General features: G+C 61.0%; 11 protein-coding genes and 1 pseudogene. 8 read left to right on the top strand and 4 right to left on the bottom strand.

Annotated elements, in window-relative coordinates; translation table 11 throughout:
* Positions 1-67: 67 nt before the first annotated feature.
* On the bottom strand, positions 68-1,513 hold the full coding sequence (locus tag CRX69_RS07915) for a SulP family inorganic anion transporter (protein WP_107321825.1): 1,446 nt from the start codon (positions 1,511-1,513) through the stop codon (positions 68-70).
* 345 nt (positions 1,514-1,858) lie between these two features.
* On the opposite strand from CRX69_RS07915, the gene CRX69_RS07920 reads away from it, so the two are divergent.
* From CRX69_RS07920 to CRX69_RS07935, 4 genes are all read left to right on the top strand, one after another.
* Positions 1,859-3,208, top strand: a complete 1,350-nt coding sequence (locus tag CRX69_RS07920; protein WP_107321826.1) for a GntT/GntP/DsdX family permease — start codon at positions 1,859-1,861, stop codon at positions 3,206-3,208.
* Positions 3,209-3,235: 27 nt separating this feature from the next.
* Positions 3,236-4,096 carry a MurR/RpiR family transcriptional regulator gene (locus CRX69_RS07925; protein ID WP_047230240.1) on the top strand — a complete coding sequence of 287 codons (861 nt, stop codon included), beginning with the start codon at positions 3,236-3,238 and terminating at the stop codon, positions 4,094-4,096.
* 1 nt (position 4,097) lies between these two features.
* The gene (locus CRX69_RS07930; protein ID WP_107321827.1) at positions 4,098-5,570 is read left to right on the top strand and encodes an N-acyl-D-amino-acid deacylase family protein; all 1,473 of its coding nucleotides are present in this window, start codon (positions 4,098-4,100) and stop codon (positions 5,568-5,570) included.
* Positions 5,571-5,706: 136 nt separating this feature from the next.
* Complete coding sequence (locus CRX69_RS07935) at positions 5,707-6,075, top strand: glyoxalase superfamily protein (protein ID WP_047230238.1); 369 nt, start codon at positions 5,707-5,709, stop codon at positions 6,073-6,075.
* Positions 6,076-6,225: 150 nt separating this feature from the next.
* Here CRX69_RS07935 and CRX69_RS28190 read toward each other — a convergent pair whose 3' ends face one another.
* The 3 genes and pseudogenes from CRX69_RS28190 to katG all read right to left on the bottom strand — a co-directional run bounded on the left by CRX69_RS28190 (position 6,226) and on the right by katG (position 10,778).
* Positions 6,226-7,089, bottom strand: coding sequence for a methyl-accepting chemotaxis protein (locus tag CRX69_RS28190; protein ID WP_409936843.1), 864 nt, complete (start codon positions 7,087-7,089; stop codon positions 6,226-6,228).
* A 42-nt stretch (positions 7,090-7,131) separates the two neighbouring features.
* Positions 7,132-8,148: pseudogene (locus CRX69_RS28195) on the bottom strand (methyl-accepting chemotaxis protein); the annotation flags it as partial.
* A gap of 365 nt (positions 8,149-8,513) precedes the next feature.
* Positions 8,514-10,778: a catalase/peroxidase HPI gene (gene katG / locus CRX69_RS07945; protein WP_076383515.1), complete on the bottom strand. Its 2,265-nt coding sequence runs from the start codon at positions 10,776-10,778 to the stop codon at positions 8,514-8,516.
* 362 nt (positions 10,779-11,140) lie between these two features.
* Between katG and CRX69_RS07950 the strand changes: the two genes are divergently transcribed.
* From CRX69_RS07950 to CRX69_RS07970, 4 genes are all read left to right on the top strand, one after another.
* Entirely contained in the window at positions 11,141-11,731 is a 591-nt protein-coding gene (locus CRX69_RS07950) for a hypothetical protein (RefSeq protein WP_107321829.1), read from the top strand.
* 117 nt (positions 11,732-11,848) lie between these two features.
* Positions 11,849-12,877 carry a homoserine dehydrogenase gene (locus CRX69_RS07955; protein WP_107321830.1) on the top strand — a complete coding sequence of 343 codons (1,029 nt, stop codon included), beginning with the start codon at positions 11,849-11,851 and terminating at the stop codon, positions 12,875-12,877.
* Between the two features lie 401 nt (positions 12,878-13,278).
* Positions 13,279-13,965 carry a hydrolase gene (locus tag CRX69_RS07965; RefSeq protein WP_047230248.1) on the top strand — a complete coding sequence of 229 codons (687 nt, stop codon included), beginning with the start codon at positions 13,279-13,281 and terminating at the stop codon, positions 13,963-13,965.
* Positions 13,966-14,237: 272 nt separating this feature from the next.
* Complete coding sequence (locus CRX69_RS07970) at positions 14,238-16,076, top strand: amidohydrolase (protein ID WP_047230233.1); 1,839 nt, start codon at positions 14,238-14,240, stop codon at positions 16,074-16,076.

The raw sequence follows: 16,076 nt of genomic DNA on the forward strand, positions 1-16,076 counted from the left end.
CGAAGGATTGGGCTGCGACGGTGTGTCGCAGCTATTCATCGCCTGGGCTGACGCAGCGGTGTTCTCTTCAGTCGTGGTGGACACCGGCCCGCTTGAGCATCTGTTTGCAGCGTTCGGACAAGTGAAACACCCGCAGGTGCTTGCCGGCCTTGCTATAGCGTTCACGCAGGGTCTTGAGCGCCGCGATGGCCGAATAGTCGACAAAGCTCAAGTGACGGCAGTCCAGGGTCACCTGGGACGGATCGTTGGCCGGGTCGAACTGGTTGAGAAACGGCGTGGTCGAGGCGAAGAACAGGGTGCCGTGCAGGCGATAGAGCTTGCTGCCGTCCGCTTCCAGATGCGTATCGGCGTACAGCTCCCGGGCCTGTTGCCAGGCAAAGTTGAGCGCCGCAATGATAATGCCGCACAGCACGGCGGTGGCCAGATCAGTGAATACCGTGATGGTCGTCACCGCGATGATCACCAACACGTCATTGACGGGCACTTTGTTGATCACCCGCAGCGAGGCCCAGGCAAAGGTCTGCTGGGACACCACGAACATCACGCCTACCAGCGCGGCCAATGGGATGCGTTCGATCAACGGCGACAGAAACAACACGAACAGCAGAACCATCACCCCGGCAATCACGCCGGATAACCGGCCGCGCCCGCCCGAACTCAGGTTGATCACGGTCTGGCCGATCATCGCGCAACCGCCCATGCCGCCGAACAGTCCTGAGGCCATGTTGGCCGCGCCCAACGCCACGCACTCGCGGTCCGGGTAGCCGCGGCTCTCGGTGATCTCGTCGGTCAGGTTCAGGGTCAGCAGGGTTTCCAGCAGGCCGACCATTGCCATCACCACCGCATAGGGCGCGATGATCCGTAAGGTATCCAGGTTCCAGGGAATGTCCGGCCAGACAAAAGCCGGCAGGCCGCCAGCGATATGCGCCATATCACCCAGGGTGCGGGTCGGCAGCCCGAAAAAGTACACCGCCAGGCCAACCCCCAGGATCGCCACCAGGGCCGGCGGAACACTGCGGGTCAGGCGTGGCAACAGGTAGACGATGGCCATGGTCAGCGCCACCAGGCCGATCATCAGGTACAACGGGCCGCCGCTGAGCCAGGTCTCGCCGCTCTTGAAGTGCTCCAGTTGCGCCAGGGCGATGATGATCGCCAGGCCGTTGACGAAACCGAGCATCACCGGGTGCGGCACCATGCGCACCAGTTTGCCCAGCCGCAACAGCCCGAACGCCATCATGATCAACCCGCCCAGCAGCACAGTCGCCAGCAGGTATTGCACGCCGTGTTGCACCACCAGCGCGACAATCACCACGGCCATCGATCCCGCCGCGCCAGACACCATGCCTGGCCGCCCGCCGAACAGCGCGGTCAGCGTGCAGATGATGAAAGCGCCGTACAACCCCATCAGTGGGTTGAGATGAGCCACCAGGGCGAACGCGATGCATTCGGGCAGCAAGGCAAAAGAAGTGGTGAGGCCGGCGAGGGCGTCGGCGCGAAGACGTGCTGGTTTCATGATTGTCCTGGCGGGGCAGCGCCTGAGAGTCGACTGCCGTGGGCGTGGTGCAAAAACAGGGTGGGGATGGTACGGAATTGAGTGCGGTGCGGCCAGTGGTTGGTCGTCGTGTGGATGATTTCGGGGCGGCTTCGCAGTGCGCAAGGCGCACGCTTCCTCGCCACGGGAGACGGCCAGGGATGAAAATCCTGCGCTGAATTTACATGGCATTTGGTGAGCGATGTCCGTCAGCGACATTTCTTGTCTGTGTACGAAAATTACTTTCAGTACGTTTGAAGATTGCTCCTCGAAATGATTTATGAGTTTCACAAACACAACGACGTGACCCCATTCGAGGAGTAACGCATGGCCCCTGCATTCGGTTATTGGCTGTTGGTCTACGCGGCCATCGCCATCATTGCGCTGATCGTTTTGATCGCCCGATATCGGCTTAATCCGTTCATTGTCATTACGCTGGTGTCCATTGGCCTGGCGCTGCTGGCCGGGATGCCGCCGTCCAGTGTGGTCGGGGCGTATGAGGCGGGCGTGGGCAAGACCCTGGGGCACATCGCGCTGGTGGTGGCCTTGGGCACGATGCTCGGCAAGATGATGGCCGAGTCCGGCGGGGCCGAGCGCATGGCGCAAACGCTGATCGAGCGCTTCGGCGAGCGCAACGCCCATTGGGCGATGGTGTGTATTGCCTTCCTGGTGGGGCTGCCGTTGTTTTTCGAAGTCGGCTTCGTGCTGCTGGTGCCCATCGCGTTCACCATTGCCCGGCGCGTGGGCGTGTCGATCCTGATGGTGGGGTTGCCGATGGTCGCCGGTCTCTCGGTGGTGCATGCCCTGGTGCCGCCGCACCCGGCAGCGATGCTGGCGGTGCAGGCGTTCCAGGCCTCGGTGGGGCAGACCTTGCTGTACGCGATCCTGATCGGTATTCCTACCGCGATCATTGCCGGCCCTGTGTATGCCAAGTTCATCGTGCCGCGCATCCAACTGCCGGACGATAACCCGCTGGCGCGACAATTCCTCGACCGCGAACCCCGCGCCAATCTGCCAGGTTTCGGGATAACCCTGGGGACCATCCTGTTGCCGGTGGTGCTGATGTTGATCGGCGGTTGGGCCAACCTGATCTCCGAGCCGGGTAGCGGCTTCAATCAGTTCCTGCTGTTCATCGGCAACTCGGTGATTGCCTTGCTGCTGGCGACCCTTCTCAGCTTCTGGACGCTGGGCCTTGCCCAGGGCTTCAACCGTGAGTCGATCCTCAAGTTCACCAATGAATGCCTGGCGCCAACGGCCAGTATTACGTTGCTGGTGGGCGCTGGCGGTGGTTTGAACCGGATCCTGGTGGACGCCGGGGTCACTCAACAAATCGTCGGCCTGGCCCAGGAATTTCAACTATCACCACTGGTCATGGGCTGGCTGTTCGCCGCCCTGATGCGTGTCGCCACCGGCTCGGCCACGGTGGCGATGACCACGGCCTCCGGTATCGTCGCCCCCGTGGCGATCGGTCTGGGCTATCCCCATCCCGAGCTGCTAGTGCTGGCCACCGGCGCCGGCTCGGTGATCTTTTCCCACGTCAACGACGGCGGCTTCTGGCTGATCAAGGAATACTTCAATATGACCGTCACTCAAACTTTCAAGACCTGGACCGTACTCGAAACGCTGATCTCTCTGGTTGCGTTCGGCCTGACCCTAGGACTTGCGCGCTTGCTTTAATCGCAGCGCTCCAACACAGGTGCCGTCATGGACATCCTTTACCAGATTCGCTCCCGTCAGGATTCCTTCAGCGCCGGCGAAGGAAGAATCGCCCGGCTGATGCTCGACGACGTAGGGTTCGCCGCCTCGGCCAGCCTGGATGAACTGGCCCAGCGGGCCGAAGTCAGCAGTGCCACGCTGTCACGGTTTGCCCGTACCGTTGGCTGCCGCGACCTGCGGGACTTGCGCCTGCAACTGGCCCAGGCCAGTGGCGTCGGCAGCCGGTTTCTCGACCCCGCCGGCGCGCCCGAGCAATCGGCGTTTTATGGGCAGATCGTCGGCGATATCGAGACGACGCTGCGTCAGCACCTGTCGGCATTCGAGGAGTCTCGGTTCAGCGACGCGGTGCGGATGCTCGGCAAGGCGCGGATGATTCATGCGTTCGGGCTCGGCGGTTGGTCGGCGTTGTGCGGCGAGGAGTTACAAGTACGGCTGGTGCGTTTTGGCTACTCGATCGCCGCCTGCCGGGATCCGGTGATGATGCGCATCACCGCCACCTCATTGAGCCAGGAGCATTTGGTCATCGCCTGTTCACTCACCGGCATCACCCCGGAACTGCTCGGCGCGGTGGAACTGGCGCGCAGTTATGGTGCGCCCATCCTGGCCATCACCCGCGCCGACTCACCGTTGGCCCGACTGGCCGATGTGGTGCTGCCCCTGCAAGGCGCGGAAACCTCGTTCATTTATAAGCCCACGGCGGCGCGCTACGGCATGCTGCTGGCCATCGATGTGCTCGCCACCGAGCTTGCGCTGGCCCACCCCGAAGACAATCAAGAGCGTCTGCGGCGAGTCAAACTCGCCCTGGACGATTACCGCGGTGGCGATGATCACTTGCCGCTGGGAGACTGAGATGCTGTACGACACGCTTATCCGCAACGCACGGGTCATCGATGGCAGCAACACCCCCGGTTACAGCGCCGACGTGGCGATCCGTGCCGGTCGCATCGAGCGCATCGCCGACCTGCGCGATGCCCGGGCAATCGAAGAAATAGACGCCGCCGGCCGGGTGCTGGCTCCAGGGTTCATCGATGTGCACACCCACGACGACACGGTGGTCATTCGCCAACCGCAGATGCTGCCCAAACTCAGCCAGGGCGTGACCACGGTGATTGTCGGCAATTGCGGTATCAGCGCTTCGCCGGTGAGTTTGCGGGGCGAGCCGCCGGACCCGATGAATTTGCTCGGCACCGCCCAAGCGTTCGTCTATCCGGGTTTCGATGATTATCGTTCGGCGGTGGAAGCAGCCACGCCGGCGGTCAACGTGGCGGCGCTGGTGGGGCACACGGCGCTGCGCAGCAACCACATGGATGATTTGTTGCGCACCGCCAGCGTGGGAGAAATCGCCGCCATGCGTCAGCAACTGCGCGAAAGCCTGGAGGCCGGCGCACTGGGGTTATCCACAGGCCTGGCCTACGCCAACGCCTTTTCGGCCTCCACCGACGAAGTCATGCAACTGACCCAAGAGCTGAGCGCATTCGGTGCGGTCTACACCACCCATCTGCGCAGCGAATTCGAACCGGTGCTTGAGGCCATGGACGAAGCGTTCCAGATCGGCCGTCACGCCCGCAGCCCGGTGATCATTTCCCACCTCAAATGTGCGGGTGCCGGTAATTGGGGGCGCAGTCCGCAGGTGCTCGCGGCGCTGGAGAATGCGGCGAAAACCCATCCGGTCGGTTGTGATTGCTACCCCTATGCGGCCAGCTCCTCGACCCTGGATCTCAAGCAGGTGACCGATGCCCATCGCATCACCATCACCTGGTCGACGCCTCATCCGCACATGGGAGGGCGCGATCTGGCTGACATCGCCGCCGAATGGGATGTGCCGCTGCTGGAGGCCGCGCGGCGCCTGCAACCGGCCGGCGCGGTGTACTACGGCATGGACGAAAGCGACGTACGACGAATCCTCGCCCACCCGTTGTCCATGGTCGGCTCCGACGGTTTGCCGGAGGATCCGTTTCCGCATCCGCGCTTGTGGGGGGCTTTCCCGCGGGTGCTGGGGCATTTCAGCCGAGACATCGGGCTGTTTGCGTTGCACACCGCCGTGCACAAGATGACCGGCCTGTCGGCGGCGCGCTTCGGCCTGAAGGACCGTGGGGAAATTCGGGAAGGGCATTGGGCGGATCTGGTGTTGTTCGATCCTCATACCATCAGGGATGTCGCCGATTTCAACGAGCCGCAACGGGCCGCCGAAGGTATCGATGGGGTTTGGGTCAACGGCGTCTTGAGCTACCGCGAGGGCCGGGCGAATGGGCGCAGGCACGGGCGGTTTCTGGCGCGAGAAGGGGATCTACGCCGTGGATTCAGTTCGTCACCCGGCGCTTGAGAGGTGGAAACACAATGGAATGCCCTTGTGATCTGCTTCTCAGTGGTGGCATTGCGATATTAAAGAAGCCGGTGATATAGCCGAAGCAATGAGTTCAACCCATCTAAACTGGGTCTTTTCAGCCAGGGAGCAACCCATGAGCTTCGGTAAAACCACCCCGATCCTGCGGATCTTCGATGAAACCAAGGCATTGGCGTTCTATGTCGACTTCCTGGGATTTACCGTCGACTGGCAACATCGCTTTGGTGACGATTTTCCGCTGTACCTGCAAGTCTCTCGCGACGGATGCGTGCTGCACCTGTCCGAACATCATGGCGACTGCACCCCGGGCTCGGCACTGCGTATCGAAACGGATGAACTGGAAGCTTTCCAGGCGCAACTGCTGGCCAAGCAATACCCCTTCGCCCGCCCTCAGATTCAGGCCATGCCGTGGGGTAGCCAGGACATGACGGTGGTCGATCCGTTTGGCAATCGGTTGGTGTTTACCAATGGGATTAGTGTGTAACGAGGTTGGATACATTGATGGGCGAGCGGGGGCGTTGGGCTAGATCTGCCGCCACGTGACGAAAGAGCCAAGGTGATGGATCTTTTTGACTGATTGTAATGACATTGCGCAAAGCGCCCATTTCTTCCGGGAAATGGGCGCTTGTCATGATCAAACCCGGAAGTGACTCACCATCATCTGCAACTGATTACCCAAGCGGGCCAGTTCAACACTGGACGCTGCGGTTTCTTCGCTGGCGGCGGCGGTCTGTTCGGACACGTCGCGTACGTTGATGATGCTGCGGCTGATCTCCTCGGCCACGGCGCTTTGCTCTTCGGCGGCGGCGGCGATCTGCTGGTTCATCGACTGGATGTTCGACACCGTGCGGGTGATGTTTTCCAGTGATACACCGGCCTTGCGGGTCAGGGCTACGCTGCTGTCGGTAAGGCTGCGGCTGTTGTTCATCACGGCGGCCACTTGTTGGGTGCCGTTCTGCAGACCGGCCACCAGGCCTTCGATTTCCTCGGTGGACTTTTGTGTGCGCTGGGCCAGGCCACGGACTTCGTCGGCAACCACCGCGAAGCCACGACCGGCTTCACCGGCGCGCGCCGCTTCGATTGCCGCGTTCAGGGCCAACAGGTTGGTTTGTTCGGCGACGGCCTTGATCACGTCCATGACACTGCCGATCTTGTCGCTTTCCTGTTGCAGCACGGTCATGGCGTCGGTGGAGCGCTCCACTTCACTGGCCAGGCGCTCGATCTGGGCGATGGCTTCGTTGACCACCTGGTCGCCGGCACGGGCTTCACCGTCTGCCGCGGCGGCTGCCTGGGATGCCTCTTCGGCGTTGCGGGCAACTTCCTGAACCGTGGCGGTCATCTCGTGCATGGCGGTCGCCACCTGATCGGTCTCGACTTTCTGGCTGTTGACGCCGGCGCTGGTCTGCTCGGTTACTGCGGACAATTGTTCGGCAGCACTGGCGATCTGGGTCACGCCATCACGGATGCCGCTGATCAAATCGCGCAGGGTCACGCCCATGCGTGCGATGCCCTGTTGCAGTACGCCCAGCTCATCGCGACGGGTAACGATGAGGTTGTGCGAGAGGTCGCCACTGGCAATGCGATCGACCACGGCCAGGGTTTCGCGCAGCGGTCGGGTGATCTGGCGAGTGATGATGACCGCCGCGATGATGCCTACCAGCAATGCCAACAACGTGCTGACCAGTTGCAGGGTGCGGGCCTGGGCGCTTTCGGCATCGCGACGGTCGAGCTGGATCTGATACAGCTGTTCGCTCAGGGAGACGATGGTCGTGCCCTGGTCGGTCATTTCCTTGCGAGCCTGCGCCGCCTCGGCAATGGCCAGGGTGAAAGCCTGGACGGAGCTGCGGTATTGAGTCAGGGCAGCTTCGAGCTGACGCAGCTCACCTTGCCGGGTGCTGGCGAAATACGCATTCAGCGGTTGGAGCGAAGCGAGGGCGGCGTCCAGTTGGGCGACGGCCTTGCGTTCGTTTTCGGGGTTGCTGTTGGCGGTGTAGCCGCGCACTTCATAGCGGGCCAACATGAACGCCTGCTTGGCCTCGGTGATGGCCTGGTACTGTTCCAGGCGCTGGTCGCTCGAGAGCATTTGCTGAACGTCGGTATTGATCGTCTCGATCAGCTGGTAAGCGGTCCCGGCGTTGGCAGTCATCGCGTCGCGGGCGGTGTTGGCGCTGCGGTAGGCGTTGCGCATTTTGTTCAGGGACACCTGATAGGCGCTGATCGTCGCGCTCTGCTCCTTGAGCAGCTTGACGTTTTCCGGGCTCTTGAAGCTGCTCAGCAGCGCGTTCTGTTGCGCAACGAAACTATCGAGGGTGGTTTGCACATTCTGTGCGGCGGTCTCGTCGCCATTGGTGAGCATGTATTGCAGGCGCACGACCCGAAGTTTGGTCAAGCCGGCATTGAGCTTGGTGATGTCGCTCATCCAGTTGCTGCGGTCGATCAGCCCTCCCAGGCTGGTCCAACTGGTCAGCGCCAGGACGCAGGTCAGTACCAGCACCAGGCCAAAGCCCAGGCCCAGTTTCATGTTGACGCTAATGTTGCCAAACCAGCTATTCATCATATTCCTCCAGGAACGTTGTGCTGCTTGATCGTCGGTACGCTGGAAGATTGTTGTTTTTGAGCCAGCTAAAACGTGTAACAGGGCTGTATCGGCTGCCGACTCTGGATCTGAAAGGATTTTTTTGGAGTGTCAGGCATTGGCTGGAGAATTTGCTGCGCGCCTCAGGGTTATCCTGAATTCCAGGCAAAAAAAAGCCCGCGGGAGGGCGGGCTAAAACCTTAGTTTCTTGAATGAGCGAGGGGACTTTACCCAATCACGCGAACGCGTGGGGTGAAGAAAAGTTCATGAGAGGCGGGTGGCAATGAGCAGAGAACGAAGCCCTCAACCTGGATCAGATTGAGGGCTTCTCTCAGCGCCTGACAACCTCACCTCAGATCAAACCGATCCAGGTTCATCACCTTGACCCACGCCGCGATGAAGTCGCTGACGAACTGCTCCTGCGCATCGGCGCTGGCATACACTTCGGCCAGGGCCCGTAGTTGGGCGTTGGAGCCGAAGACCAGATCGACACGAGTGCCGGTCCATTTGACCTGACCGGTCTTGCGGTCGCGGGCTTCGAACGTTTGCTGGTCGTCTGAGAGCGGTTTCCATTCCACGCCCATGTCCAGCAGGTTGACGAAGAAGTCGTTGGTCAACGCACCTGGCCGTTGGGTGAAAACCCCATGCCGGGTTTGGCCGACATTGGTATCGAGTACGCGCAGGCCGCCGATCAGTGCGGTCATTTCCGGTGCACTGAGGGTCAGCAGTTGCGCCTTGTCGATCAGCAGTGCCTCGGCGGATACGCGATACCTGCCCTTGAGGTAGTTGCGAAAGCCATCGGCGATGGGTTCAAGAAAGCCGAACGACTCGACGTCGGTCTGCTCCTGGCTGGCGTCCATACGCCCCGGCGAGAAAGGCACCGTCACGCTGAGCCCGGCATTCTTCGCCGCCTGTTCAATGCCGGCGCTGCCAGCCAGCACGATCAGGTCCGCCAGGGAGATTTTTTTACCACCAGACTGGGCACCGTTGAACTCGTCCCGGATTTTTTCGAGAGTCGCCAGCACCTGCGCCAATTGTTCCGGCTGGTTGGCCGGCCAATCTTTCTGCGGGGCCAGACGCAGCCGGCCACCGTTGGCACCGCCGCGCTTGTCGGAGCCACGGAAGCTGGACGCGGCCGCCCAGGCGGTGGACACCAGTTGTGAAACCGACAGGCCCGAGGCCAACAGCTTGCCTTTGAGGGACGCGATGTCGCTGTCGTTGACCAGGGCATGGTCCACTGCCGGGATAGGGTCCTGCCAGAGCAGCTCTTCGTTGGGCAGTTCCGGGCCGAGGTAGCGCGAGAGCGGGCCCATATCGCGGTGGATCAGCTTGAACCAGGCCCGGGCGAAGGCGTCGGCCAATTGGTCCGGGTTCTCCAGGAAGCGCCGTGAGATTTTTTCGTAGATCGGGTCGAAGCGCAGCGCCAGGTCAGTGGTCAGCATGGTTGGATTGCGACGCTTGGACGGATCATGGGCGTCCGGAATGATGCCCGCGCCAGCACCGTTTTTCGGGGTCCACTGATGCGCACCGGCCGGGCTCTTGGTCAGCTCCCACTCAAACCCGAACAGATTCTCCAGATAATTGTTGCTCCAGCGGGTGGGCGTGGTGGTCCAGGTCACTTCCAGACCACTGGTGATGGTATCGGGGCCTTTGCCGGTGCCGAATGCGTTCTTCCAGCCCAGGCCCTGTTGTTCCAGGCCGGCGGCTTCAGGCTCGGCGCCGACATTGTCCGCAGGCCCTGCGCCGTGGGTCTTGCCAAAGGCATGGCCGCCGGCAATCAGGGCCACGGTCTCTTCATCGTTCATCGCCATGCGGCCAAAGGTTTCGCGGATATCCAGCCCGGCAGCGACCGGGTCAGGTTGACCCTCGGGGCCTTCCGGGTTGACGTAGATCAGCCCCATCTGCACGGCGGCCAGCGGGTTCTCCAGATTGCGCCCCAGATCGGTACGGCTTTCTTCATTGCCCGGCTCGGCCACCAGTTGTCCTTCGCCGGGATCTTGCATCGCGGCTTTATCCGGCTTGCCGTAGCGGGTGTCGCCGCCCAACCATTTGTTTTCGGAACCCCAGTAGACGTCTTCATCCGGCTCCCAGACGTCGGGACGACCGCCGGAAAAACCGAAGGTCTTGAAGCCCATGGATTCCAGCGCGACGTTGCCGGTAAGCACGATCAGGTCGGCCCAGGAGATGTTGCGACCGTACTTCTGCTTGATCGGCCATAACAGCCGGCGCGCCTTGTCGAGGCTGACGTTGTCCGGCCAGCTGTTGAGGGGCGCAAAACGCTGTTGGCCGGAGCCTGCGCCACCGCGCCCGTCGCCGGTGCGGTAAGTGCCGGCGCTGTGCCAGGCCATACGGACAAAGAGCGGGCCGTAGTGCCCGAAGTCCGCCGGCCACCAGTCCTGGGAGTCGGTCATCAACGCATTCAGGTCATTTTTCAGGGCCTGGAAATCCAGGCTTTTGAATGCTTCGGCGTAGTTGAAATCCTCGCCCATGGGGTCGGACAGCGGGGAGTGTTGGTGCAGGATTTTCAGATTCAGCTGGTTGGGCCACCAGTCACGGTTTGTGGTGCCACCACCCGCAGCATGATTGAACGGGCATTTCGATTCGTTTGCCATGAGGAGCTACCTTGGTCGTATTCATCCAGCTATCCAGCCCGCGCGGGCTCTATAGCGACAGGTGAAAATCAATACGTAGATGCAGGGCTCACAGTTCGCTCATTGATCGTTCGGCCTTCCGGCAATCGACGTCGATTGCCCGCATCGTGGCCCACGGCAAGCCCAGTACGTTTCGAACGCTTTCGTATCTCTTATCAGGTCTGATCCGGCCAGCTTACGCTGGCGCTGAATCAAGGCTAGTCTTTCTGTGGCAGATCGCTAATAGCCGCAGTATTAATGGTTAATAGGCAGATTCTTTTACCCGGCTTGCCGGTCGAGGCAGATGATAGGGCCAGCGCTTGGTTACGGGAGAGGACCGGACCATGAACGAACGCCCCCGCAGCACGGCCATCCACGAAGCCGGCCACGCCTTGGCTTTTTGGTGGAACGGCCAGCCTATAAAACGCGTCACCGTACGCACCCGGGCTGAAGCCCGCGCGGGACCGATGTTCGACCTGCTCGGTCACCCGCAACACGCCGAAGGGTTAGTGGAGGCCGATTACCTCGTCCTGCGCCCGGCCTTCACCGCCCGGGGAATTGCTGAATATTTGCCATCGATGGTCGACTTTATTGAACGCGACCTGATCCATTGCTTTTCAGGGCCTGTGGCCGAAGCGATCTACCGACATCGCCAATCCGACCGGCTGTTCCGAAGCAGTGGCCGCGCAGACCTCGTCCGGGGGCATGAACTGATCAGCCTGCTGCCCCCACGCCTGTTGCTCGACGCCGAATCCCGAGCCATCGCCCGTAGCAGTTGCCTTGTGCATCGTTACTGGTTTGCCGTCCGCGCGGTGGCGGACCTTTTGCAGGAGCAGGGGGCGATCGAGGGAGAGACCGTCACCGCACTGCTGCACGAGATTACTGGGGAGGCGCCGGTGCGGTTGGGGAATGAGGTGAGGAGTCTTGATGCTTGAGTTGTAGCGGATGATGTAAAAGCTTGGTGATGCCGGGGTTTGTGGGGGAAGCGTTGGCTGTGGCAAGCGGCAACCGAGCGGCTTACCATGCCAAGCAGAGGCCAAAGGAGCGAACTCATGCAAACGCTCAAAGTTGCAATCGCCGGATTCGGCGGCGTCGGACGTGCCACAGCCGACCTGCTCCTGTCCCGACACGAGCGCTATCGCCAGGTTTACGGCGTGGACGTTAGCCTGGTCGCGGTGTGCGGATCACGTGCAGGCCTGGCTGACGCGAACGGCCTGCACCCGCATCAGTTGAATGCACTGCAGGCGGGTCTTTCAGGGCCGGATTTCGTGATGGCGAGCGGCGCAGACGTTCTTATCGAGGCAGGGCCGAGCGATTTTCGCAGCGGCGAGCCGGGTCTTGCCTACCTTCGTACGGCGCTGTCGGCCGGTCTGGACTGCATCGTTATATCGAAGGGCGCTCTGGTCCACAGCGGGCGACAATTGCGCGAACTCGCGCAGGCCTCGGGGGCGATGCTCAAACTCAGTGGTGCAGCCGCTGCCGCCCTGCCGACACTCGATCTTCTCGACCATAGCCTGGCCGGCTGCAAGGTGCTCGCCCTCGAGGGCATCCTCAACGCCACGACCAACTACCTGCTTGACGCCATGAGCACACAGGGCCTCAGCTTCGATGCGGCGTTGCGTGAAGCGCAGGCAGGAGGGTTCGCCGAAGCTGACCCGCGCAACGACACGGAAGGCTGGGATACCGCGTGCAAGCTCCTGCTACTGGCCAACTTCGGTCTTGGTGCCGATCTGACGATGGACGACCTGGTGGTCGAAGGTATTCAGTCGGTCACGGCAGAGCGCATCGAGGCGTGGCGCGAGAGGGGGCTCGTTCCCAAGCTGATCGCCAGCCTCACCTGCGCAGACGGTGTTATCCGCGCCAGCGTCGGCATCAAGGCCTATCCGCTGTCCGACCCGTTCGCCCACGTCAGCGCAAAGAGCAAAGCGATCCGTATCAGCAGCGACGCAATGGGCGAGACGCTGGCAATCGGCTGTGGCGCTGAGCCGATCGCCACCGCAGCGGCCGCGCTGAAGGACCTCGAACACATCCTCATGGCCAGGACTGCTCGGTACTCATCTCTTTCGCAACCCCCATCCTGACCCTGCGTACCTTGCCACTGTGCCGCAATCAGGCCTTCTCCCATGGGCCAAACGTACTCGGTCTGCAGTTTTTCATCCCGAAGTCCGTGGCGCACGATTCGAGCACTGGTTACTGGGGCATGCGAGTGGGCTGGCCACGTCAGGCATGGACCCTGTCAAGAAGGGCCCGTAGAAACCAACGGCCCTAAAGCCACACATTCACCGCATAAATGTTCCAGAACCGTAAGCCTGTCCAATTCGCAGGCATCCGCTCTGGAGATAGTACCCATGGCTTTCAGCAAGATTGAGGGACTGAGGGCCTACTAAAAATTGGCCTATCTACGACATCGCCATGACTGCAGCACTGCGTTTACGCCATGGCGATCATCAGCATTCACGCGCGAACACACCAGGTGATTGAAATGACCAATCCAAAACTCGAAGTGCTGACACCAAGCAATTGCCAAGTGATCTTCATCGATCAACAGCCGCAAATGGCATTTGGGGTACAAAGCATTGATCGGCAGACATTGAAGAACAACACCGTGGGCCTAGCCAAGGCCGCGAAGATTTTCTCTATTCCAACCATCATCACCACGGTCGAAACAGAAAGCTTTTCGGGTCATACCTATCCGGAATTACTGGCCGTTTTTCCTGAGGCACCGATCCTTGAGCGTACCTCGATGAACTCCTGGGACGACCAGAAAGTACGCGATGCGCTGAAAAAGAATGGCCGTAACAAGGTGATCGTCTCTGGCTTGTGGACCGAAGTCTGCAATACGACTTTCGCACTGTCCGCGATGCATGATGCCGGCTATGAAATTTATATGGTGGCCGATGCCTCTGGCGGTACCAGCCAAGCTGCGCACGATTACTCCATGCAACGCATGATTCAGGCTGGAGTTGTCCCGGTGACCTGGCAGCAAGTTCTGCTGGAGTGGCAGCGTGACTGGAAGAACCGCGATACCTACGACGCCGTTATGGCATTGGTCAAAGAGCACTCTGGCGCATATGGCATGGGCGTCGACTACGCCTACACCATGGTGCACAAGGCTCCTGAGCGGGTAACACACGGGCCGACGCTGGAGCCTGTTGCGGCGAAGATCTGACCTCTGTCGGGTCGGCACTATAGGTCGACCCGACTTCAAATCGGTTCGGGTCTACCCGCCGTAACGGAGCTGGCTGGATTCGAGTGATCGCCAGGCGCCTGGCTCAACCCACAACGCCACGAGGAATGATCATGAGTGAAGATCTGTCAGACAAAGGCCGTCGCCGGTTTCTCGCTACCAGCTCCGTTCTCGGAGCAGCGGGAGCACTCTGGTCTGCCCTGCCTTTTGCCGGCTCCGCCGGCAGCTCTTTCGCCAACCCTGCGGGAGGTTCCATGGAAGCCGATCTGATTCTTTACAACGGCCGTCTGCACACCGTGGATCGTGAAAAGCCGCAAGCAACAGCTGTGGCCATTAAGGACGGAAAGTTCATCGCCGTGGGCAGCGACGCAGAGGCCATGGCGGTCCGCGGAGATGCGACCCAGGTTGTCGACTTGCAAAAGCGTACGGTGATCCCAGGTCTCAATGACTCGCACCTGCACCTGATCCGTGGTGGCCTGAATTACAACCTGGAACTGCGCTGGGAGGGTGTTCCATCTCTCGCTGACGCGTTGCGGATGCTCAAGGATCAGGCTGATCGCACGCCTGCTCCGCAATGGGTTCGGGTCGTGGGGGGCTGGAATGAATTCCAGTTTGCCGAGCGTCGCCTGCCTACCCTGGACGAATTGAACAAGGCCGCACCAGATACGCCGGTATTCGTTCTGCACCTTTATGACCGCGCCCTCCTGAATCGGGCGGCACTGCGCGTTGTCGGCTATACCCGCGATACGCCTAATCCGCCGGGCGGAGAGATTGTCCGCGACAGCAATGGCGAACCCACCGGCATGCTGGTAGCCAAACCCAACGCGATGATTCTCTATTCGACCCTGGCCAAGGGGCCAAAGCTGCCGCTGGAATACCAGGTCAACTCGACACGCCAGTTTATGCGCGAACTCAACCGCCTTGGCGTGACCAGTGCCATCGATGCTGGTGGTGGTTTTCAGAACTATCCGGACGACTATGAAGTGGTCCGCGAGCTGGCCAAGCACAACCAGTTGAGCGTGCGCATCGCCTACAACCTGTTCACCCAGAAACCCAAGGAAGAGCTGACCGACTTCAAGAACTGGAGCGCCATGGTCAAGCCTGGCGATGGCGATAACTTCTTCCGGCACAACGGTGCCGGTGAAATGCTGGTGTTCTCTGCCGCAGACTTCGAAGACTTCCTCGAACCTCGGCCAGACCTTGCGCCGACTATGGAGCAGGACCTGGAACCCGTGGTCCGTCACTTGGTCGAGCAGCGCTGGCCGTTCCGGCTGCACGCGACCTACGACGAATCCATTTCGCGAATGCTCGATGTGTTCGAGCGAGTCAATCGCGACATTCCGTTCAATGGCCTGCCATGGTTCTTCGATCACGCTGAAACCATCAGTCCGAAGAACATCGAGCGGGTACGCGCCCTTGGCGGTGGCATTGCCATTCAGGACCGCATGGCCTTCCAAGGCGAGTATTTCGTCGACCGTTATGGCAGCAAGGCCGCTGAACAGACCCCGCCAATTCAACGCATGCTGGCTGAAGGTGTACCAGTCGGTGCAGGGACTGATGCAACTCGCGTCTCCAGCTACAATCCCTGGACCTCGCTTTATTGGCTGGTCAGCGGCCGAACCGTTGGAGGGCTGGAGCTGTACCCCAACGGCCTTTCGCGTGACACCGCCCTGCAGCTCTTTACCCATGGCAGTGCCTGGTTTTCGTCAGAGCAAGGCAAGAAGGGCCAGATCAAGGTCGGGCAACTGGCTGACCTCACGGCCCTGTCGGCGGACTTCTTCAGTGTCGAGGAAGAGGCGATCAAGTGGATCGAGTCGGTGCTGACCGTCGTCGACGGCAAAGTGGTCTACGGCGCCGCGGAATTCGACCAGCTGTCGCCGCCGAGCCTGCCGGTCATGCCGGACTGGTCACCGGTTGCCAAGGTCCCCGGCCACTGGCGTCCCGCTTCACCGCTGCTGACTCAGGTGCATCAATGCTCAGGCCCTTGCGCGGTGCATGCGCATAGCCATGACAAGGTGCGTCGGTCATCCGTACCCGTCAGTAACTACCAAGGTTTCTGGGGTGCCTTCGGCTGCTCCTGTTTCGCTTTCTGA

It is taken from the genome of Pseudomonas rhizophila (assembly GCF_003033885.1).
Lineage (GTDB): Bacteria > Pseudomonadota > Gammaproteobacteria > Pseudomonadales > Pseudomonadaceae > Aquipseudomonas > Aquipseudomonas rhizophila.

What these genes read in the sequence shown, in the direction of transcription:
- CRX69_RS07925 (WP_047230240.1), top strand. Translation starts at nt 3,236, where the DNA reads ATGGACATCCTTTACCAGATTCGCTCCCGTCAGGATTCCTTCAGCGCC.
- CRX69_RS07920 (WP_107321826.1), top strand. Translation starts at nt 1,859, where the DNA reads ATGGCCCCTGCATTCGGTTATTGGCTGTTGGTCTACGCGGCCATCGCC.
- CRX69_RS07955 (WP_107321830.1), top strand. Translation starts at nt 11,849, where the DNA reads ATGCAAACGCTCAAAGTTGCAATCGCCGGATTCGGCGGCGTCGGACGT.
- CRX69_RS07970 (WP_047230233.1), top strand. Translation starts at nt 14,238, where the DNA reads ATGGAAGCCGATCTGATTCTTTACAACGGCCGTCTGCACACCGTGGAT.
- CRX69_RS07915 (WP_107321825.1), bottom strand. Translation starts at nt 1,513, where the DNA reads ATGAAACCAGCACGTCTTCGCGCCGACGCCCTCGCCGGCCTCACCACT.
- CRX69_RS07965 (WP_047230248.1), top strand. Translation starts at nt 13,279, where the DNA reads ATGACCAATCCAAAACTCGAAGTGCTGACACCAAGCAATTGCCAAGTG.
- katG (WP_076383515.1), bottom strand. Translation starts at nt 10,778, where the DNA reads ATGGCAAACGAATCGAAATGCCCGTTCAATCATGCTGCGGGTGGTGGC.
- CRX69_RS07930 (WP_107321827.1), top strand. Translation starts at nt 4,098, where the DNA reads ATGCTGTACGACACGCTTATCCGCAACGCACGGGTCATCGATGGCAGC.
- CRX69_RS07935 (WP_047230238.1), top strand. Translation starts at nt 5,707, where the DNA reads ATGAGCTTCGGTAAAACCACCCCGATCCTGCGGATCTTCGATGAAACC.
- CRX69_RS07950 (WP_107321829.1), top strand. Translation starts at nt 11,141, where the DNA reads ATGAACGAACGCCCCCGCAGCACGGCCATCCACGAAGCCGGCCACGCC.
- CRX69_RS28190 (WP_409936843.1), bottom strand. Translation starts at nt 7,089, where the DNA reads ATGGGCGTGACCCTGCGCGATTTGATCAGCGGCATCCGTGATGGCGTG.